Annotated in this window: 19 protein-coding genes and 1 CRISPR repeat array; of the genes, 7 read left to right on the forward strand and 12 right to left on the reverse strand. The window is 41.8% G+C overall.

What is annotated here, in order from left to right:
- Positions 1–114: 114 nt before the first annotated feature.
- Positions 115–657: an RnfABCDGE type electron transport complex subunit B gene (locus BEGALDRAFT_RS01685; protein ID WP_002683037.1), complete on the reverse strand. Its 543-nt coding sequence runs from the start codon at positions 655–657 to the stop codon at positions 115–117.
- Between the two features lie 19 nt (positions 658–676).
- Positions 677–1258, reverse strand: coding sequence for an electron transport complex subunit RsxA (gene rsxA, locus BEGALDRAFT_RS01690; protein ID WP_002683039.1), 582 nt, complete (start codon positions 1256–1258; stop codon positions 677–679).
- Positions 1259–1635: 377 nt separating this feature from the next.
- Here rsxA and BEGALDRAFT_RS01695 point away from each other — a divergent pair, with 377 nt between their 5' ends.
- From BEGALDRAFT_RS01695 to BEGALDRAFT_RS01705, 3 genes are all read left to right on the forward strand, one after another.
- Entirely contained in the window at positions 1636–2028 is a 393-nt protein-coding gene (locus tag BEGALDRAFT_RS01695; RefSeq protein ID WP_002683041.1) for a Gfo/Idh/MocA family oxidoreductase, read from the forward strand.
- Positions 2029–2251: 223 nt separating this feature from the next.
- Positions 2252–2731 (forward strand): pantetheine-phosphate adenylyltransferase, encoded by a 480-nt coding sequence (gene coaD / locus BEGALDRAFT_RS01700; protein WP_002683043.1) that lies wholly within the window; start codon positions 2252–2254, stop codon positions 2729–2731.
- A gap of 40 nt (positions 2732–2771) precedes the next feature.
- Entirely contained in the window at positions 2772–3026 is a 255-nt protein-coding gene (locus tag BEGALDRAFT_RS01705) for a YfhL family 4Fe-4S dicluster ferredoxin (protein ID WP_002683045.1), read from the forward strand.
- Between the two features lie 628 nt (positions 3027–3654).
- On the opposite strand, the gene BEGALDRAFT_RS01710 is transcribed toward BEGALDRAFT_RS01705, so the two are convergent.
- The 3 genes from BEGALDRAFT_RS01710 to BEGALDRAFT_RS01720 all read right to left on the reverse strand — a co-directional run bounded on the left by BEGALDRAFT_RS01710 (position 3655) and on the right by BEGALDRAFT_RS01720 (position 6550).
- Entirely contained in the window at positions 3655–5109 is a 1455-nt protein-coding gene (locus BEGALDRAFT_RS01710) for a Do family serine endopeptidase (protein WP_002683047.1), read from the reverse strand.
- Positions 5110–5152: 43 nt separating this feature from the next.
- Entirely contained in the window at positions 5153–5659 is a 507-nt protein-coding gene (locus tag BEGALDRAFT_RS01715) for a SoxR reducing system RseC family protein (protein ID WP_002683048.1), read from the reverse strand.
- A gap of 270 nt (positions 5660–5929) precedes the next feature.
- Positions 5930–6550, reverse strand: coding sequence for a PQQ-dependent catabolism-associated CXXCW motif protein (locus tag BEGALDRAFT_RS01720; protein ID WP_269719543.1), 621 nt, complete (start codon positions 6548–6550; stop codon positions 5930–5932).
- A 32-nt stretch (positions 6551–6582) separates the two neighbouring features.
- On the opposite strand from BEGALDRAFT_RS01720, the gene gcvT reads away from it, so the two are divergent.
- The 3 genes from gcvT (at position 6583) to gcvPA (ending at position 9570) form a co-directional block, all read left to right on the forward strand.
- The gene (gcvT, locus tag BEGALDRAFT_RS01725; RefSeq protein WP_002683051.1) at positions 6583–7689 is read left to right on the forward strand and encodes a glycine cleavage system aminomethyltransferase GcvT; all 1107 of its coding nucleotides are present in this window, start codon (positions 6583–6585) and stop codon (positions 7687–7689) included.
- Positions 7690–7720: 31 nt separating this feature from the next.
- A complete protein-coding gene (gene gcvH, locus BEGALDRAFT_RS01730) occupies positions 7721–8110 on the forward strand; it encodes a glycine cleavage system protein GcvH (RefSeq protein ID WP_002683053.1) in 390 nt (129 codons plus the stop codon).
- A 101-nt stretch (positions 8111–8211) separates the two neighbouring features.
- A complete protein-coding gene (gcvPA, locus tag BEGALDRAFT_RS01735) occupies positions 8212–9570 on the forward strand; it encodes an aminomethyl-transferring glycine dehydrogenase subunit GcvPA (RefSeq protein WP_002683055.1) in 1359 nt (452 codons plus the stop codon).
- 325 nt (positions 9571–9895) lie between these two features.
- A CRISPR array of direct repeats spans positions 9896–10346; the repeat unit is 35 nt; unit sequence GTTTCAACCGCCTGCTTTGGCGAATCAGCTGTAAC.
- 300 nt (positions 10347–10646) lie between these two features.
- Here gcvPA and rlmH read toward each other — a convergent pair.
- From rlmH to arsS, 7 genes are read right to left on the reverse strand one after another with little or no spacing between them, the layout of a single operon-like run.
- The gene (gene rlmH, locus BEGALDRAFT_RS01740) at positions 10647–11117 is read right to left on the reverse strand and encodes a 23S rRNA (pseudouridine(1915)-N(3))-methyltransferase RlmH (protein WP_002683057.1); all 471 of its coding nucleotides are present in this window, start codon (positions 11115–11117) and stop codon (positions 10647–10649) included.
- 12 nt (positions 11118–11129) lie between these two features.
- Positions 11130–11900 carry a TatD family hydrolase gene (locus BEGALDRAFT_RS01745; RefSeq protein ID WP_002683059.1) on the reverse strand — a complete coding sequence of 257 codons (771 nt, stop codon included), beginning with the start codon at positions 11898–11900 and terminating at the stop codon, positions 11130–11132.
- Positions 11901–11908: 8 nt separating this feature from the next.
- Positions 11909–12262 carry a PilZ domain-containing protein gene (locus tag BEGALDRAFT_RS01750; RefSeq protein ID WP_002683060.1) on the reverse strand — a complete coding sequence of 118 codons (354 nt, stop codon included), beginning with the start codon at positions 12260–12262 and terminating at the stop codon, positions 11909–11911.
- A 32-nt stretch (positions 12263–12294) separates the two neighbouring features.
- Positions 12295–13740, reverse strand: a complete 1446-nt coding sequence (locus tag BEGALDRAFT_RS01755; RefSeq protein WP_002683061.1) for an SPOR domain-containing protein — start codon at positions 13738–13740, stop codon at positions 12295–12297.
- Positions 13741–13785: 45 nt separating this feature from the next.
- The gene (locus BEGALDRAFT_RS01760; protein WP_002683062.1) at positions 13786–14418 is read right to left on the reverse strand and encodes a TIGR04282 family arsenosugar biosynthesis glycosyltransferase; all 633 of its coding nucleotides are present in this window, start codon (positions 14416–14418) and stop codon (positions 13786–13788) included.
- The gene (locus tag BEGALDRAFT_RS01765) at positions 14408–15085 is read right to left on the reverse strand and encodes a TIGR04283 family arsenosugar biosynthesis glycosyltransferase (protein WP_002683063.1); all 678 of its coding nucleotides are present in this window, start codon (positions 15083–15085) and stop codon (positions 14408–14410) included. The genes BEGALDRAFT_RS01760 and BEGALDRAFT_RS01765 overlap by 11 nt, the downstream gene beginning before the upstream one ends.
- A complete protein-coding gene (gene arsS / locus BEGALDRAFT_RS01770) occupies positions 15082–16041 on the reverse strand; it encodes an arsenosugar biosynthesis radical SAM (seleno)protein ArsS (RefSeq protein WP_002683064.1) in 960 nt (319 codons plus the stop codon). The genes BEGALDRAFT_RS01765 and arsS overlap by 4 nt, the downstream gene beginning before the upstream one ends.
- A 517-nt stretch (positions 16042–16558) precedes the next feature.
- Here arsS and BEGALDRAFT_RS01775 point away from each other — a divergent pair.
- Positions 16559–18685, forward strand: coding sequence for a TonB-dependent receptor (locus tag BEGALDRAFT_RS01775; protein ID WP_002683065.1), 2127 nt, complete (start codon positions 16559–16561; stop codon positions 18683–18685).
- The last annotated feature ends 29 nt before the right edge of the window (positions 18686–18714 follow it).

The raw sequence follows: 18714 nt of genomic DNA on the forward strand, positions 1-18714 counted from the left end.
CATCTGTTACCATCAACTCAGGAAAGGGAAAGACAGTGTAGGGACTGTCACAAAATTACTTAACCAAGCCCCTACCCAAATTTTTATTACATCTAACCGTTCAACACGGGTGCACTAAGCTGCAACAGGTAATTGCTCCGCAGGTTTATCCCAACGCCATGTTTTCAAAGTCACCTCAATAGGACGCATTTGTAAGCACTCTGTTGGACAATGATCAACACATGCAGAACATCCTGTACAAGCATCTTTAATAACGGCATGAATTTGTTTTGGCGCGCCAATAATCGCATCGGTTGGACAATGCTTAATACAACGCGCACAACCAATACAATTATTCTCATCAATTCCTGCTAACATCGGCACACTATCTGCCACTGCGGATGCATCAAATGACACATTCAACTTAACCGCTAATTCTTCCGCTAAAGCACGACCACCAGGCGGGCAACAAGTTACAGGTGCTTGTCCTGTTGCTAATGCATCAGCCGCCCCAGCACACCCTGGGAATCCACATTGACCACAATTAGAATTAGGTAAAATGGCTAAAATTTCTTCAACAATTGGATTTTTCTCAACTTTAAAAATTCTCGCGGCATAACCTAAACCGATACCTAAAACAAAACCTAAAATTGTGAGACAAAAAACAGCAGCAACCATTGCATGTACTCCTTCACTGTTACTTAAATGACAAACCACCAAACCCCATAAACGCCATTGCCAACAAGCCCGCCGTTACGTAGGCAATGGGCGCACCTACAAATGCAGCAGGCACATTTGCAATCGCAATCCGTTCCCGAATGCCTGCAAAAATCACCATGACTAACGTAAAACCCACCGCAGAGCCAAAGCCATAAACAATGCTAGGTAAGAAACCGATTTTTTCTTGAATCACTAAAAGCGCAACCCCTAACACCGCACAGTTAGTCGTGATTAACGGTAAGTAAATCCCTAATACTTGATATAACGTCGGGCTGGTTTTATGAATGACCATTTCAGTAAATTGCACAACCGCCGCAATCACTAAAATAAAGAAAATAATTCGTAAAAAACTAATATTGAGGGGAATTAAGATGAAATGCTCCATTAACCAACTGGCAATGGTTGCAAGCGTTAACACGAAAGTTGTTGCTATTCCCATACTAATGGCAGTATCAATTTTGTTAGATACCCCCATAAATGGACATAACCCCAAAAATTTACTCAATAAGACATTATTGATTAAAACAGTACCAATCAAAATTAATAAATACTCGCTCATGACACTCATTACCCTCGTGGAAAGACCCATTTTTCCTACACATGGCATAAAGTGTGCCACTCGCTTTTAATGCTAAATTAAGCAACTAAAATCAAAATAATAACCTCGTATAGTGCAGTGCAAAAATGTCGTATTTGTCGGTTCGAAAGACGCGCTTAAACCCTTTTGTAATAAATGTTACAAAATGAGGAAATTGAATAAAAGCGATAATTTAAACTATGTTAAAGAAAAAAAATGTTATTTATTGCAGACTCTGCAAGTTTTGAGTTTATTGAAATAACAATATTTACTGTCTTTCACAAAAAGTAACTACTTAATCTAAAAACTAAAATTGTAGTTATCTGTAAAAATATTGCTAAACGGATGGAGATTTACAAATGACTGTACAAAAAACAAAAATCAATATTGCAATCATCGGTGCAGGAGAGACAGGGACACCACTACTAAAACAACTCTCTGCAAGTAGTTTTATCCAAATTGTCGCCGTTGCGGATGTGAATCAAGACACCGTCGGGATGCGCCTTGCTCGTGAGCAAGGAATTCACACCACACAAGATTTTATGGAAATCGCCAATATGGGCGAAACGGTAGATATCATTATTGAAGTCACGGGGAAAACAGAAGTCCGTGAACAGTTACGTCAAGCGTTGTATAAAACAGGCAATAATCACACAGTCATCATGCATGAAATTATTGCCATTCTGCTGATGTCCTTATCACAAGGCGAGCTAGTACAAATTAAACATGAAGAAGGTTTAGCCTACGCTTAAAAACCTGCTCTGCGCATCAATGACGCACGATAACCTATGTGCGTCATTGTGATAGAAATAACACTTGCCATTGATAATTAGCGACCTCTACAATACTTCAATAAAACACGTCATCTTGAATGACAAGCCCTTTTTCCCCGCTTGCCTGCTTCGTCTTTTCTTTAATCCGACATAATCACCTGACATGATCATGGTCTCTATCCCTTACTGAGTGAAGCATCTCATGAATATTAAGGCAATTTACCCTGGCACATTTGACCCCATTACATTAGGACATTCAGATATTGCCAGACGAGCGGCAAAACTCTTCAATAAGGTTATTATTGCTGTTGCTGCAAACCCTGCAAAAACTCCCTTATTTCCTTTAGAAGAACGGGTCGAATTAACGAAAACAGCTTTAGCCGATGTTTCAAATATTGAAGTCTGTGGCTTTGATAATTTACTGGCAAACTTCGCAACCCGAGCGCAAGCACAAGTCATTGTCAGAGGTTTACGTGCAGTCTCTGATTTTGAATACGAATTTCAGCTAGCAGGGATGAATCGCACGTTAATGCCTGAAATAGAAACGATTTTTTTAACCCCTGCGACGCAATATACCTATATTTCCTCAAGCCTTATCAAAGAAATTGCCCGTTTAGGGGGACCAATACACGAATTTGTTCACCCAAAAGTATTAGATGCCATTTCTAAGAAAATGCGCTAATATTTGCAATACCCTAGCTTTTTAGTATGGAATAAATGTAATGGCACTGTTAATAACTGATGAATGTATCAACTGTGATGTTTGTGAGCCTGAATGCCCAAATGGTGCAATCAGTGAAGGGGATGAAATTTATGTAATTAACCCGAACGCCTGTACAGAATGTGTCGGACATTATGATACACCACAATGTATAGATGTTTGCCCCGTTGATTGCATTATTACCAACCCCAGCTTTATAGAAACTAAGGACGACTTATATTTAAAATATCAACAACTCATAAAACAAACAGCATAGTTAACTTTTTATTTAATCTGAGTTCGGCGAGATTTTATAAATAACACATAGACCTGCTAGGTTTTCAAAACCTAGCAGGTCTATTGTCGTCTAAATCTGAATCAGAATTCACAGAATTAGCAAAATTAAAAAACGTGATTCACCTGACTTTTGGGTTTGAGGATTTTAAATCCTGCTAATCCTGTTAATCCTGATTCAGACAATGTTTTAATCTTGTCTGGTGAATTCCGATGAAAAACAAGAGAGTAATCTCTGCCAGTCCTTCAACCCTTTTCGCGTGTTCCGACAGACCTGCTAGGTTTTCAAAACCTAGCAGGTCTCTGTTTTGTTTTATAAAACTCGCAGAACTCAAATTAAACCAAGAAATTAATGCGAATCACGCTTTTTAATTCTGCTAATTCTGAAAATTCTGATTCAGACAAAAAAAGACCTGCTAGGTTTTGAAAACCTAGCAGGTCTCTGTTTTATTTTATAAATCTCGCAGAACTCAGGTTAAATTTAGGACTGGCAGTCCTCACAGGACTGCCAGTCCTTCGCATCGTTTTATAGTGCGTTTACTATATCAATGTAAAAGCCCCCAACAATTGTAAAATTGTTGGGGGCTTTTTTGTGACGAGCAGAAATTAAGTTATTTCTTCTCTTCTTTTTTCTCCTCTTTCGGCATTTTTAGTGCGAGGAATAGCTGTGATGAGCCACGTTTTACTAAGATTGGAACAGCTTGCCCTGATTTTAAATTGCTAATTAATTCTTCAACTTGTGCGACATCTTTAACGGATGTATTAGCAATCATAAGAATGATGTCATCAACTCTGACACCTGCTTCTTGGGCGATACCTTCGGCAGATTTAACAATCACTCCGCCTTCAGCAATTTCTAGTTCTTTTCGTTGATTTTCTTCCAAATTGCCGAGCGTTAGTCCTAACTTATTACGGATGACTTTGGATTGACCTGTCATTGTTTTTTGCAAGTCGTCTTCTGCGGGTAATTCGGCAATTGTCACTTGTAAGTTTTGTTCTTTACCTGCACGAATGATTTTAGTCGCAATAACGCTGTTAATGGGGGTAACTCCGACAATAGGCGGTAAATCTGAGGAGTGGTCTATTTTTTTACCATTGAATTCAATGATGATATCGCCTGCTTGAAAACCTGCGGCTTCAGCGGGGCTGTTTGGTAGAACTTTTGCTACTAACGCGCCTTGTGGTCTGGTCATGCCAAAAGATTCGGCGAGTTCTCTTGTTACGTCTTGGATGAGTACGCCTAACCAGCCACGGCTTACTTTTCCTTTTTCTCGCAGTTGGTCAACAATGTTTTTCATGACATCGACGGGGATTGCGAAGGATAAGCCCATAAATCCACCCGTGCGACTGTAGATTTGTGAGTTAACGCCAACAACTTCGCCGTCTAAGTTGAAGAGTGGGCCACCTGAGTTACCAGGGTTGATTGCAACGTCTGTTTGGATGAAAGGGACGTAGCTGTCTGTTGGTAAACTGCGACCTTTTGCGCTGACAATCCCTGCTGTTGCGGAGTATTCAAATCCAAAGGGAGAACCAATTGCTAGCACCCATTCGCCTACTTTTAGATCGTTAGCATTGCCTAGTTTTACGAAAGGTAGTTCGGTTGCTGACAGTTTTAACAGGGCTAAATCGGTGCGGGCATCTGCGCCGATGAGTTCAGCCGTGAATTCTCGGCGGTCTGTTAGTCGAACAATAATTTCGTCAGCATTTTCAATAACGTGATTATTGGTGACAACGTAGCCATCTGCGGAGATGATAAAGCCAGAACCTAGCGATGTTGAGGGGAGTTCGTTTAAGTAGGGGGCGTTCTCTTCATCTTCGAAAAAGCGGCGAAAGAATTCGTTAAAGGGGCTATCTTCGGGTAAATTTGGGATAGTTTGGGGTAATTTTTTTTCTGTTGGCGGTGGGGTCGTTTCTTTCTTTGTCGTTGTACTGATATTAACGACCGCAGGACCGTATTTTTCTACTAATTCGGTAAATTCTGGCAAACTCCGTGATTGTACGCCTAGACTTAATAAACTCATGCTTAATCCAATAAGGAATGAAGCATATACAAAAATTTTCCGCATATTCGCTCCCAACAACACATGTTTATAATAAAGTGGCAAGCTTTTATCTGCTTGTTTCATGAAGAGAAGGACTGACATTATTAATGGTTGGATAGTATAAGGTTGGATTGGCTATTTTAATTAATACAGGTTGGTAACGTGTATCTTCTTCTAAACGGGAGGAGAGGTAGTGAGCCAGTCCTAATCCGCCTGCAAGTCCAAATAAACCCGCTAGTGCTGTCCAGCCTTCTCCACTGGGTAATCCTGATGATATCGCAAGACTATCGTAACTTGCAGCAACTAAAAATAAAAAAATCAGCGGTAAGATATAGAGAAGAAGTGAGCCACGCAATAGGGCGCGTTCTTCTAACCCAATAATGACTTTATCGCCTAATTTGGCGGATAGGTTATTTATCACTCTGACTTCATTGATTTTTTGCCCGAATAAGCTGGCGAGGCTGCTTGTTCCACAACCATCAACGCTACATTGGGCGCAGCCACTGCGTCGTTGTGTCCGTACCCAAACAAATTTTTCTGTTGCTTCAACAATAACGCCTTCTTCTTCTAACATGGTGACCACCTTAATATGACATAACTGCTTAATGTGAGTCTTTGCATTATGCGTACAATTTAAAAAGTTCTAAAGAGGGCTTTAAAAATTATTCGTGGACAATTAGTTAGTTCATCACTTTGCCTAAATTGTTGTGGCTTTTGATAACCGCAATAATGCATTTGTTGCTAACCCGTATTTAGTTAATAGTAGCATTAACTGTACCGATTACGCAGAGGTCAGCAAAGGGCATTGAGATATTTTTGTGTATTTATTTTTAAAATAAGTGAGTTAATTGTCTTCTTGAAGGATTAGCGGAATTGGTGTGGCATTTTCTAAAGCTTGTCCTGCTTCTTTCCAGCCGTCTGTCCCTTCGGGATACCAATAAACGCGGGTATATCCCATTTCTAGGGCGCGTTTTCCTGCATTCCATGACATCCAACAATCGATAATGCAGTAAAATACGAGGGGGTAGTTTTTATTGCCTTTTGTAGCACGGGCTAAATTATCGCTAAAATAGTGTTGCATTGGGGGGCTTAAGTGACCATAGCCGACATTGGGTAACCAGAGGCTGTGGGGCAAATTGGCTCGCGGTTCACTGAGTAACCAAGCCCCCTCTAATAAGGCGGATTCTTCACGGTAGGTAATAGCTAATACATCTATGAGTAATGCAGGTTCTTGTTGTAATAAATGTATTAATTCTGTTGTATTAATCGTTGTTGCCCCTGCTAATGCTTGAGGCGTTGGCGCACGATAATTATCCATACGATAATCTGTTGCAAAAACAAGATTAGAGAGTATTAATGGTAAAAAGCATAACCCCTTGTATAATAACCCGCTAATACGGTGATACAGCGCATGATTAGACTTGATAAAAGCAGTTTTTAAAGTCAATATGTCGTTTATTATCACATTTCCCCCCTTTAATTTAATAAGACACGATTATGGGTAAACAAACACCGCTGTATGCAAACCATTTGCAAGCCAACGCTAAAATTGTTGATTTTAGTGGTTGGGATATGCCCTTGCATTATGGCTCTCAATTAAATGAACACAATCAAGTACGTCAGCACGCAGGCGTGTTTGATGTTTCACACATGGCTGTTGTTGATTTAGTCGGTCAACGTGTCACTGCATTTTTACGCTATTTATTAGCAAATGATGTCGCTCGTTTAAAAATAATTGGTAAAGCGTTATATACCTGCATGTTAAATGAACAAGGCGGTATTTTAGATGACCTCATTGTTTATAAACAGACAGATACTCAATATCGTTTAGTCGTGAATGCAGGAACACGTGAAAAAGATTTGCAGTGGATTCGCCAACATGCACAGGCTTTTGAGGTACAAGTCACTGAGCAAAAAGACTTAGCCATGTTAGCAATACAAGGTCCTAAAGCACATGCATTGACGTTGCCCTTATTACCACAAGCTTTACAAGCCAGTGCGACCGCTTTAAGCGTCTTTCAAGCCTGCTGGGATGAAGAGTTTTTTATTGCAAGAACAGGCTATACCGGTGAAGAAGGTTTCGAGATTATTCTACCTGCTCATCTTGCCCCTGATTTTTGGGATAAATTACTGGCTCAAGGGGTAAAACCTATCGGCTTAGGTGCGCGAGATACGTTGCGTTTAGAAGCAGGCATGAATTTATACGGCGTTGACATGGATGAAAATTATACGCCATTAGAATCAGGACTCACATGGACAGTTGCATGGTCGCCTGATGACCGTGATTTTATTGGACGTGCGGCTTTAAAAGCACAATTAGCGACAGGCGAACACTTTGTTATGGTTGGCTTAGTGCTAAAAAGTAAAGGTGTGTTACGTTCACATCAACAGGTTCAAATTCCAGAAGTCGGAGAAGGGCAAATTACGAGCGGGACATTTTCCCCGACATTAGGCGTATCTATTGCCTTAGCTCGACTTCCCGCTGGGATTTATGAAAATGTAACGGTTACAATACGCAATAAGCAACTACCTGCCCAAGTCGTCAAACCCCCGTTTGTGCGTCAAGGTAAAGCATTAATTGAAATTCCTAATTTTATTGATTAACTGATTATGTAATTCATTGGGAGTATGGTAAATGAGTGAAATTTTAGATGATTTAAAATATGCAGAAAGCCATGAATGGGTTAGAGTCGAAAATGATATTGCCATCATCGGCATTACTGACCATGCACAAAAATTGTTAGGGGATTTAGTCTTCATTGAATTACCTGAAATCGGGCAACCTGTAGAAGCTGGCGACGAATGCGCGGTTGTAGAATCCGTCAAAGCCGCGTCTGACGTTTACAGCCCTGTTGGTGGTGAAGTCATCGCTGTGAATGCTAGTCTGGTCGATGAACCTGAATTAGTGAACAAAAGCCCCTACTATGACGGTTGGCTGTTTAAAGTACGTTTAAGCGACGGAGATACAGGTCTTGATGATTTATTAAACGCGGAAGAATACGCGGAATCTATCAACGAAGAATAACGCCTGCGTATTTTTCTCCGCGTTAAACATGTGTTTGACCGTTTACGCAACATACGGTTAAACACATACCCTCTCCGACTCATAAACGTCTAAAACTCATAATGCCCTACATTCCGCATACTCAAGAAGAAATAGAAACGATGTTAGCCACCATTGGCGTTGGTAGCATCGAAGCCTTGTTTGACGAAATCCCAGACGCATTACGTTGTGCGCCACTGACACAACTCCCCCCCCAACTGACTGAATTAGAAATCGGTCAACTTATGCGCCAACGCGCAAACCAAGATGGCAATGCCCTATGCTTTATTGGCGCAGGTGCTTATGAGCATCATATCCCTGCTGCAGTATGGGAAATTGCCACGCGGGGCGAATTTTACTCTGCTTACACCCCTTACCAAGCAGAAGCCAGTCAAGGCACTTTACAACTGTTATACGAATATCAAACCATGATGACCCGTTTAACAGGGATGGATGTCTCTAACGCCTCCTTATACGATGGCGCGAGTGCATTAGCAGAAGCCGTTTTAATGGCAGTGCGTTTAAACAAATCTGCCAAAGCCAATACCGTTTTACTGCCTGCAACAGTACACCCCATTTATCGACAAGTCGTAGAAACACTTGTTAAAAATCAAGGGATTCAATTAAAAATGCTACCCTATCACCCAAAAACAGGGACAGTTGACCTCGAAAAATTACCAAGCGTCACAGAAAACATGGCGGCGTTAGTCATTCCTCAACCAAACTTCTTTGGCATGTTAGAAGCAGTTAATGCACTAACAGATTGGGCAAAAGCAAACAAATTATTGGTTATTGCACAAGTCAACCCGACAACATTATCAATCCTTTCCTCACCCGACACATGGGGTGAACAAGGCGCGGATATTGTGTGCGGAGAAGGACAACCGCTAGGCATTCCCCTTGCGTCAGGCGGCCCTTACTTTGGTTTCCTCTGCTGTAAACAAGACTACGTTCGCCAAATGCCAGGGCGCATTATTGGACGTACCACAGACCTTGACGGCAAAGAAGGATTTGTCCTCACCCTACAAGCCCGTGAACAACATATTCGCCGTTCTAAAGCCACTTCGAATATTTGCACCAATCAAGGCTTAATGGTCACAGCAGCAACTATTTACCTATCTATCATGGGCGCGGAAGGTTTAGAACGAACCGCGTTAGCCTGCCATGCAAATACCCATCAACTAATTCAACGCTTAAGCCAAATTGATGGCGTAACATCTGTCTTTAAAGGCGATTATTTCCACGAACATCTGCTACAACTGAATAAACCCGTTGCAGAGGTTTTAACCGCACTGGCACAACAACGCATTTGGGGTGGTTATGATGTCAGTCGTTATTATCCTGAATTAGGGAATGCTCTATTAGTGTGTGCTACAGAAACACGCACCGCTGAAGATATTGAATTTTTTGCGAAAACTTTAACACAAGTTTTAGCGAATTAATTAACCCCTGTTTTGCGAATTTTATAAAATAAAACAGAGACCTGCTAGATTTTTTAAAACCTAGCAGGTCTGTCGGAACACACGAAAAAGATTCACCAGACAAGACTAAAATATTGTCTGAATCAGGATTTTCAGGATTAGCAGGATTTAAAACCCTCAAACCAAAAAGTTAGGGTGAATCACGCTTTTTAATTCTGCTAATTCTGAAAATTCTGTGAATTCTGATTCAGATAATTTTTAAAAGAAACCCGCCAAACTCAGGTTAAGGCGCAAATAAAAAAGCCTCAGTATCAACATACTGAGGCTTTTTCATTTCTATCATCTTCAATAAACCGCCTGCTTTGGCGAATCAGCTGTAACGGAAGTTGAGGAATTTGTCAAAAAACATTCCGATGCGTTTCAACCGCCTGCTTTGGCGAATCAGCTGTAACTGGTGTATGTAGTAGTAACAAAGTAGAGGTAAAGTGTTTCAACCGCCTGCTTTGGCGAATCAGCTGTAACATACGATTAAGGTAACGGTGGAGTTATTCAATGTTTCAACCGCCTGCTTTGGCGAATCAGCTGTAACGCAGAAGTAAAAGATAGTAATCGAAAACTAATGGAGTTTCAACCGCCTGCTTTGGCGAATCAGCTGTAACGTAATATCTTTCATGAACAATATAACTGTTCTATGTTTCAACCGCCTGCTTTGGCGAATCAGCTGTAACCAGTCACTAACCATTATGGTGTCAAAATTAATATGTTTCAACCGCCTGCTTTGGCGAATCAGCTGTAACCCCGACGATCAAAATAATCACATATTTTTCACTTGCTTGCAAGCCAAAATTTTCACGAAAAATTGCCCAAAAAAGTAGAACTCTTTTGCATATTTCTTGCATAAGAAAATATGCAATTAAATCAATAAAATACAAATGCCGTTTTTAAAAAAACCGCCCATTTTACGACCCTCGAAAAGTAGAACTCTCTTCTTGATTTTAAAGGACTATTCTATTATTCCCGTTTATCCCGACGAGATGAATAACTCGATATTGATGCAACTTCATTAAAAAACAGCAAAACTCTTCAAATTAAAGTTATTACGCCCGATGATAAGGATGGTTTTGTAACACACTCCAAGCGCGATAAATCTGTTCAGCAACAACAATGCGAACTAAAGGATGAGGCAAGGTTAAGGCTGATAACGACCAACGTTGTTGAGCACGTTCTAAACAGGCAGGGGCTAATCCTTCAGGAGAACCTACTAACAGCGCGACAGTGCGGGCAGTTTGCATCCATTGAGCAAGTTGTTCAGAAAGTTGTAGCGTATTCCATGCTTGCCCGCGTTCATCTAAAGCGACGACATGCGCTTGCGGGGCGATAGCCTGCAAAGTTTTTTCCCCTTCTTCCCGTTGAAAGCGGGCAATATCTGCGTTTTTTCCCCGTTTTAACAAAGGAATTTCCACCAGTTGCAAGCTACAACTAGCGGGAAGACGTTTTGCATAATCTTGATAGCCTTGTGTGACCCAATCAGGCATTTTCTGTCCGACACAAATTAATTGAATTTGCACAATAAATTTAAATCAGTGGTGAATTTGTCGCTGGAATAAGCGGAAAAAATTATCCGTGGTTGCTTGCGCGACTTTAGCGAAAGGTTCGCCTTTGAGTTCGGCAATATGTTCAGCAACATATTTAACGTAGGCGGGTTGGTTGAGTTTGCCACGATAGGGGACAGGGGCAAGATAGGGCGCGTCGGTTTCTATCAACATATAGTCTAAAGGCAATTGGCGAGCAACAGCTTTTAAATCTGTTGCCGTTTTAAAGGTGACAATGCCTGAAAAGGAGATGTAAAAATTCATATCCATGGCTTGCCGTGCGGTGTCCCAATCCTCAACAAAACAGTGCAAAATCCCGCCAACTTCGTGGGCTTTTTCTTCGCGGAGAATTTGTAGCGTATCGGCGCGGGCTTCGCGGCAGTGAATAATCAGGGGTTTGCCTGTGACTTTAGCAGCAGCAATATGCGTTCTGAAGCGTTGTTTTTGCCAGCTTAAATCACCTTCGCTACGGTAGTAGTCTAAACCTGTTTCACCGATAGCAATCACTTTGGGATGGTCGGCAAGTTTAATCAGTTGTTCAACATCTGGCTCGTTATCGCGCTCGCTATTGGGATGGATACCGACAGAGGCGTAAACGTTTGCATATTTTTCAGCAAGTTGTACGACATTAGGGATATTGTGTAAATCAACTGCAACACAGAGGAAATGACTCACACCCGCTTGTTGGGCGTTGTCAATTAAAGTCTGCGGTTGCATTTTTTCAATTAAATCTAAATGACAGTGGGAATCTACAAGCATTTTTTAAATTACATGGTGTAAGTGGGTTTTTCGGATTTGAGCATCGCAACGATGGCTTGTTCGATTCTTTCACGAGTCTTGCCGTTGTCCATTTCGTTAAAATGTACGCCAATGCCCGCAGGACGACCACCGGGTGCACCTTTAGGGTTAATCCATGCAACTTTGCCTGCAACGGGGGTTGTGCCTTCATCGTTTAAGAGCGTGAGTTTTAAGAAGACTTCTTCACCCAATTCGTATTTTTTATCGGTTGGAAAAAATAGCCCACCACGTTTGAGGAAAGGCAAATAGGAGTTGTAAAGAGTAAGTTCATCTTTCACATGCAGGGTGAGCATGTTTTTCGCGCCTAATGTAGGCTTTTTCATGATATAAATCCTCTTTTTGTCATCAGGTTATATTATTGCGCCCAGTAGCGATAGCCTTGTTTAACAGCTTCAAATAAGGCGTTGCTGGCTTTGAGTAGCATGGCGTTTTGTCCTTCTGCACCATCCCATGTGAGGATGAGGTATAGGGCTTGTGCGGATTGGAAAACGCTGTAAATGTGAAATCCACCTGGATCAAATTTGCAACTGTCATCAATACGCCAACAGCTCGATTGATTATAGTTTGCTAAGTAATCTTGAAAAATCAAGTTTGTCGGACTGACATAGATAATACTGGCTAACATTTCGTTATTTTGTCGTTGAAATTCAGCAACAACAATTTGTCCATTCTTACCGACATTGGCTAAGTGCCAGCATTGATTAATAGCACGTTGTCGTTGTTGGGTAAGGCGTTGGATAATTGCGCGTTCACAGTCTGCATAAACGCCCATCATGATGGGTTGTTGTGTCCCTAAGGCAAGTTTATCGTTGTCGTTGAGCAGTAAGCAGGTGCTATCGGGGCGTGTGTTGCCCTCCGCAATCAGAAATAATTCCCCACGTTGGTTGTTAAAGTTTTGGGCGATGTCGCGCAGACTGTTGCGGTTATTATTTCCTGATTGTAGTTGAACATAGCTGACGGGTAAAAGGCGATTGCCTTCACATAACGCCGTGGTAATTTTATCAGGTGCGTTGAGTTCGCCTAAAGCCAGTAGGCGTGAGCCTGTTGTATCGGCAAAGGCAAAACCGCTGTTGTCGAAATTGCTGATTAAAGTTGTTGGTGACGTTTTGCCAGTGGGAAAGATTCGATATTGTAAACGGCTATTGTCTGCGACAAAGGCATCACTTTGCGCGAGTCCTTGATTAATCAGTTGAGTACGTAACGCATTGGCTTGGCTTTTATTGGAGGCGGTGACAGCGACAATATTTAAGTTATTTGTGCCCCAGTAAACGCTTGCATCAAAGCCTTTTGCAATCAAACGTTGTGCGTTGTCTATGGCATTGGGTTGCGATTGCATGGAGTAGAGAATCACAACGGTTGTTGGTAACGCGCTCGTTGTTGGACTTTTGACGGTTGCAGGTGCAACAGGGCTTGTATTAGCAGGCTCTACCGCTGTTTGTGGGTTGCCTGTGAGTTGGGTTTGAATTTGTTGCCGTAAGGTATCGGCTTTGCTTAAGATTTTGCTTCGGTCTTCGGAAACCACCACCACGTTTATAATGCCTGCTTTAGAAAAACAGCGAACAAGGGCTTTAAAGCCATAATTTTTGCTGTCGCTGACGCTGGCAAATAAGGTCGGGCTACCTGTTGCGCGGTTAATTTGGGTAAAGCCGTTTTGGGTTAATACCGTTTCTGATGTGTTTAAACAGTTTTCATCAGTGAATTGTAAATCTTCTGCAACGCTGATGCTCATATACGGGGATGCCGCATGACTGCTCAGAGAGATGAGCAGAATAGCAGTGGTTAAACAAGCGATGAGTTTCATGGTTTATCCCTGTTAATTGGTTTTTAGAAGTTTTTGGACGGTAAACTATAACATAGTGTTGAAAGTGATACGGGCGTTGTCTATTGAGGGGTTCGCAAAATAGCGTTGTACATCTTCAGGTCTGTCTATGTCCCATTGTAAGGGGAGTTCGTACCAATCACAGCGCAGTTGACGCAATCGCGCTCGGGTTTCATGTATCAGATTTTCTTGACTCCATGGCATTGTGCTAAAAATATCCAGTGCTTTGCCTTGTATTCCAACTAAGACATAGCCTCCATCTTCCGCAGGGGCTAAAACAACTGGACAACCTTGTTGTAATACCTGAAAAGCCTGTTGAATGTCTGCCACGCTGAGGCTCGGGCAATCAGTGCCAATTAAAACTGTTGGAACAGGGAGATGTTGTTGTAATGCAAATAACATCCGCATTCCTAAATCATCGCCTTGTTGGGTATAAAGTGAAATGGGGTATTGTTGTTGACAGTGTTGAAAAAAAGGATGTTGGCAGTTAGGAGAACACCATAATTCGCTGTTAAAGTGCGGGGTAAACTGGGCAAGACAGCGGTGAATTAAGCCTTGATGTATTTTGGTCGCCTGCTCTGGTGAGTAGCTTGAAAATAAGCGGGTTTTAACGTGTCCGACAATTGGAGCTTTTGTAAAAATTTGTAGCCTATTTATCATAATATTGCTTTAACTGCTTTGGATTTGCGCCTAACCAATAGGCAAGGCGTAAATACCACATTAAAAAAATCGTGCGAATAATGCCTTTTTGTTCCCAGCGACGGCTGGAGCTGGTCACTTTTTCAGATAAACAAATTGGTGCAGAGAGACATTTTAAGCGTTTACTCAAGGCAATATCCTCCATTAACGGCTGTGCGGGATAACCTTCAACTTGTTGAAAAGCAGATTTATAAACAAAAATTGCTTGGTCTCCCGTTGCAATTCCCGTCAGACGGGAACGCCAATTCATCAAGCGTTCAATCCAACGAAATAACCAATGTTTGCCTGATAATTGAACGTCAAAGCGTCCCCAAACTTGTTGCGGACGGAGCTTATTTAAAATGAGGCTATCGGCTTGTGGCGGGAGTTGGGTATCTGCATGAAGAAAGAGCAGAATATCATAATGGGCAAAGTTTGCCCCGAGGTTCATTTGATGCGCCCGCCCGCGTTGTCCAATGAGTAAACTATCAACAAACGAAGCTGCTAATTTGCGCGTTTCATCATGACTATCACCATCGACAATAATCACTTCATGTCCAGCATTTCGAAGTGGCTGTAAAGCTTCTAAAATTGCCACAATATTCTTGGCTTCATTCAGCGTCGGGATGATGATAGAAAGTTTACTCAAGATAATGCGCCCCCGCAGCTACTCCCTTGTCCCGCTGTACAGCCATAACAATGGTCTGCAATGGTGATGGGGTTATTGGTTAAATCTTGGTTGGTTAAGTCTTTAATATGTTGTTTACGCCCTTGTCGGTATAGGGGTAAACCTAACATCTGATTAAAGTCACAATCATAAACATAACCTTGCCAATCGATACTAATTAATTGTCGACACATCACTCGCGCTAAATTTTCGACTTGAAAAGCCTGTTTTAAGCATTGCATGTAATCTTGAAACTGTCCTTTTGACAATAAGCTACTGCCAAAACGTTGAATTGGCATATTGCACAAAGTGTAAAGTTGATTAAAAACAATCCCATAATTTTCAAAGAGGATTTTTTTATAATCGGCTTCTAAGGTTTGTTGAGCGGGCGGTAAATAGGTATCTAAAGGATTAAAAACAAGATTTAATTGTAAAGCACTCCCCGCGTGTCCATAACCGAGTTGATTTAAACGTTGTAAACCCGCAATACTTTTTTCAAATGTCCCAACACCGCGCTGTTTATCAACATTTTCAGCCAGATAACAGGGTAAAGAAGCCACGATTTCAACCTGTTGTCCTGCTAAAAACTCAGCTAAATCCGTTTGTTCAGGCTCAAATAAAATTGTTAAATTACAACGGTCTATAACTTTAATCCCTTGCTGACGGGCTTGTATCACTAACCAACGAAAATGTGGATTAAGCTCAGGCGCGCCCCCTGTTAAATCTAACGTAGAAGCTCCTGCCGTTTTTAAATACTGTAAAACCTGCTCTATCGTTTCACGACTCATACTTTCCTGTCGTGTTGGGCTTGCGTTGACATGACAGTGTAAACAACGTTGATTACAGCGATAACCTAAATTAACTTGTACTGTTTCTAATTGTCGACGCGTAATGGCAGGGAAATCCGTTTGTTGTAATAACGGTAAAGTAGCAAGCATGATATTTTTCCTAACCTAAATTAAGTAGTGCTAAACAAGTCAGGGTTTAAACGCATAAAACCTGATTGTCTGAATCAAGATAGACAGGATTTAAAACCCTCAAATAAAAAAACAAGGTGAACGAATCTTTTAAATTCTATGAATCCTGAAAATCCTGATTCAGACAACCGTGTTAAGACGAGAAAAACCTGACTTGTTTAACACTACCCTAAATTGTTGTATCGTCCCTATAGTTTACTGGGTAAATCTATTTTCTTTAGGTTGATTTTTTCACCCCTTTGTTTTTCCGCTCTTAATCCTGCCTCTTTCACCTGAATCGTTTTAATATCGCATCACGCTTTACTGACCATAAAAAACCCACAAAACAAGTGCTATCTGATTGTCAAATCTTAAAAAATAAGAATGATATTGATTCTCATTTGCGTTTATGTTTATATAAAGTGCTTATTATAAGATAATAAACCCAATACTTTTATTTATGTATTAAAGGCATACTGCTTTTTGAAGAGGATTTTTGATGTCTCAGAAACACACTTCCCTTGTTGCTGCTTTATTAACAGCGGCAACCGCTCCGCTTGCTCTCTCTGCATTTGCTGAAGAAACCACACTCCCAGAAGTGAACGTCCAAGCGACGACTGAAAGTGAAACGGCGGATTATGCACCGACGACGACAACCGTTGGCGGAAAAGTACCTATGTTATTGCGCGATGTGCCTCAATCAGTGACGGTAATAAATAAGGCGGTGATGGAAGCACAAGGAGCGACGGATTTAACCGATGCTTTACGTAATGTACCAGGAATAACCCTATCAGCAGGTGAAGGAGGCGTGATTGGTGACAACATCAATTTGCGCGGTTTTTCTGCACGCACTGACATCTTTTTAGACGGTTTCCGCGACCGCTCACAAGCATCACGGGAAACGTTTTTCTTAGAAGCGGTGGAAGTGTTAAAAGGTCCTTCTTCCATGCAATTTGGTCGAGGTTCAACAGGAGGCGTAATTAATCAAGTGAGTAAAGTGGCTCATCTAAAAGACAGCCGTGAAGTGGGTTTTAGTTTAGGCACTGATGACTATTACCGTGCGACTTTTGATGTTAATCAAGAAATGACATCAACCGCTGCTTTTCGAATTGCAGGGCTTGCACATACGAGTAAATCAACCCGCGATATCGTCGAATCCGAACGCTTTGGCATTTCGCCCTCAGTGCGTTTTGGGATAGGCACGCCGACAGAATTAACCATTTATTCCGTCCATCAACGGCGCAGTGATATTCCTGATTATGGTTTCCCTTTATTTAACGGCACACCCATCGATGCATCAACCAGCAATTTTTATGGCTTAACTGATGATAAATATGACCAAGACAGCGATATTTTATCCGCTCGTTTGGAACATCAATTTTCAGATTCATTACAAATTCGTACACAACTTCAGTACAACAACTCAAGGATAGATGCATCACCGACCCCTGTATCGATTGCCAACTCCACGACACTTCCTGTAGATACCCCACTGGAAGCAATGACAATTACCCGTAGCCGTCGTGACCGCGAAATAGATGACACCGCTATTTATAACCAAACTGATTTAATCGCCAAATTTGAAACTGCAGGCATACGCCACACCGTCACAACAGGCATAGAAATTGGACGCGATACCTACGAAAACCAAGGCTACACATGGTCAACCTTGCCATCAACCAATGCCGCTAATCCCTTCTATGAATCAGCACCCAGTAGCGCGACTCGTACACTAGGCACTTACACCGACAGCGAAGGCGACACCTTTGCCGTTTACCTCAATGACCAAGTAGAAATAACCAAAGAATGGAAAGCCACCGCCGGCTTGCGCTGGGACAGATACGCAGTTGATAGCCTAAGCCGTACCGCCGCAGGCGTAGAAACCAAACGCGACCGCACCGACAAAATGACCAGTGGACGAGTGGGACTGATTTATCAACCCACCGACACCCAATCTTATTACACCTCCTACGGCACGTCCTTTAATCCTTCTGCCGAAACCATGACCTTAAGCGATGCGAATCAAGACTTAGAACCCGAAAAAAATCGCTCGATGGAAATTGGCGGCAAATTTGACCTACTCAACGGTGCGTTATCTCTGAATACAGCCCTATTCCGTGTTGAAAAAACCAATGCCCGCACAACAGACCCCTTAAACAGCAGTTTACAAATCCTAGATGGTGAAAACCGCGTTCAAGGGATTGAATTAGGCATAACAGGACGGATTACCCGTGAATGGCAAGTGTTTACAGGTTACACCTACCTAGACAGCGAAATTACCAAGTCTAACGATGTGCAAAGCGGTGTCGCGGTTCAAGGCAAAAAACTACAAAACACCCCAGAACATACCATATCCCTCTGGACATCCTACAACTTTCTTAAAGATTGGGAAGTCGGTGGCGGTTTAATTTACTCCTCCGACCGCTTCGTCAATAACGCCAACACCGCAACCATCGACGGCTACACCCGTTATGACGCAACGCTTGCTTATCATCAACCTAGCTATGACGTTCGTCTGAACTTACAAAATATTACCGACGAAGACTATTTCGAAACTGCCTCATCAGGGCGTGCTGTTCCTGTTGATGGCAGAGCAGGCATTGTCAGCGTGCAATACCGCTTCTAATCCTTTTTTATAAACCCCTGCTTACACGC

The sequence above is a fragment of the Beggiatoa alba B18LD genome, assembly GCF_000245015.1.
GTDB classification, from domain to species: Bacteria; Pseudomonadota; Gammaproteobacteria; order Beggiatoales; family Beggiatoaceae; genus Beggiatoa; species Beggiatoa alba.

What these genes read in the sequence shown, in the direction of transcription:
- BEGALDRAFT_RS01705 (WP_002683045.1), top strand. Translation starts at nt 2,772, where the DNA reads ATGGCACTGTTAATAACTGATGAATGTATCAACTGTGATGTTTGTGAG.
- BEGALDRAFT_RS01710 (WP_002683047.1), bottom strand. Translation starts at nt 5,109, where the DNA reads ATGCGGAAAATTTTTGTATATGCTTCATTCCTTATTGGATTAAGCATG.
- BEGALDRAFT_RS01715 (WP_002683048.1), bottom strand. Translation starts at nt 5,659, where the DNA reads ATGTTAGAAGAAGAAGGCGTTATTGTTGAAGCAACAGAAAAATTTGTT.
- BEGALDRAFT_RS01760 (WP_002683062.1), bottom strand. Translation starts at nt 14,418, where the DNA reads ATGATAAATAGGCTACAAATTTTTACAAAAGCTCCAATTGTCGGACAC.
- BEGALDRAFT_RS01775 (WP_002683065.1), top strand. Translation starts at nt 16,559, where the DNA reads ATGTCTCAGAAACACACTTCCCTTGTTGCTGCTTTATTAACAGCGGCA.
- gcvPA (WP_002683055.1), top strand. Translation starts at nt 8,212, where the DNA reads ATGCCCTACATTCCGCATACTCAAGAAGAAATAGAAACGATGTTAGCC.
- BEGALDRAFT_RS01750 (WP_002683060.1), bottom strand. Translation starts at nt 12,262, where the DNA reads ATGAAAAAGCCTACATTAGGCGCGAAAAACATGCTCACCCTGCATGTG.
- coaD (WP_002683043.1), top strand. Translation starts at nt 2,252, where the DNA reads ATGAATATTAAGGCAATTTACCCTGGCACATTTGACCCCATTACATTA.
- BEGALDRAFT_RS01685 (WP_002683037.1), bottom strand. Translation starts at nt 657, where the DNA reads ATGGTTGCTGCTGTTTTTTGTCTCACAATTTTAGGTTTTGTTTTAGGT.
- BEGALDRAFT_RS01745 (WP_002683059.1), bottom strand. Translation starts at nt 11,900, where the DNA reads ATGCTTGTAGATTCCCACTGTCATTTAGATTTAATTGAAAAAATGCAA.
- rsxA (WP_002683039.1), bottom strand. Translation starts at nt 1,258, where the DNA reads ATGAGCGAGTATTTATTAATTTTGATTGGTACTGTTTTAATCAATAAT.
- arsS (WP_002683064.1), bottom strand. Translation starts at nt 16,041, where the DNA reads ATGCTTGCTACTTTACCGTTATTACAACAAACGGATTTCCCTGCCATT.
- gcvT (WP_002683051.1), top strand. Translation starts at nt 6,583, where the DNA reads ATGGGTAAACAAACACCGCTGTATGCAAACCATTTGCAAGCCAACGCT.
- BEGALDRAFT_RS01695 (WP_002683041.1), top strand. Translation starts at nt 1,636, where the DNA reads ATGACTGTACAAAAAACAAAAATCAATATTGCAATCATCGGTGCAGGA.
- BEGALDRAFT_RS01755 (WP_002683061.1), bottom strand. Translation starts at nt 13,740, where the DNA reads ATGAAACTCATCGCTTGTTTAACCACTGCTATTCTGCTCATCTCTCTG.
- gcvH (WP_002683053.1), top strand. Translation starts at nt 7,721, where the DNA reads ATGAGTGAAATTTTAGATGATTTAAAATATGCAGAAAGCCATGAATGG.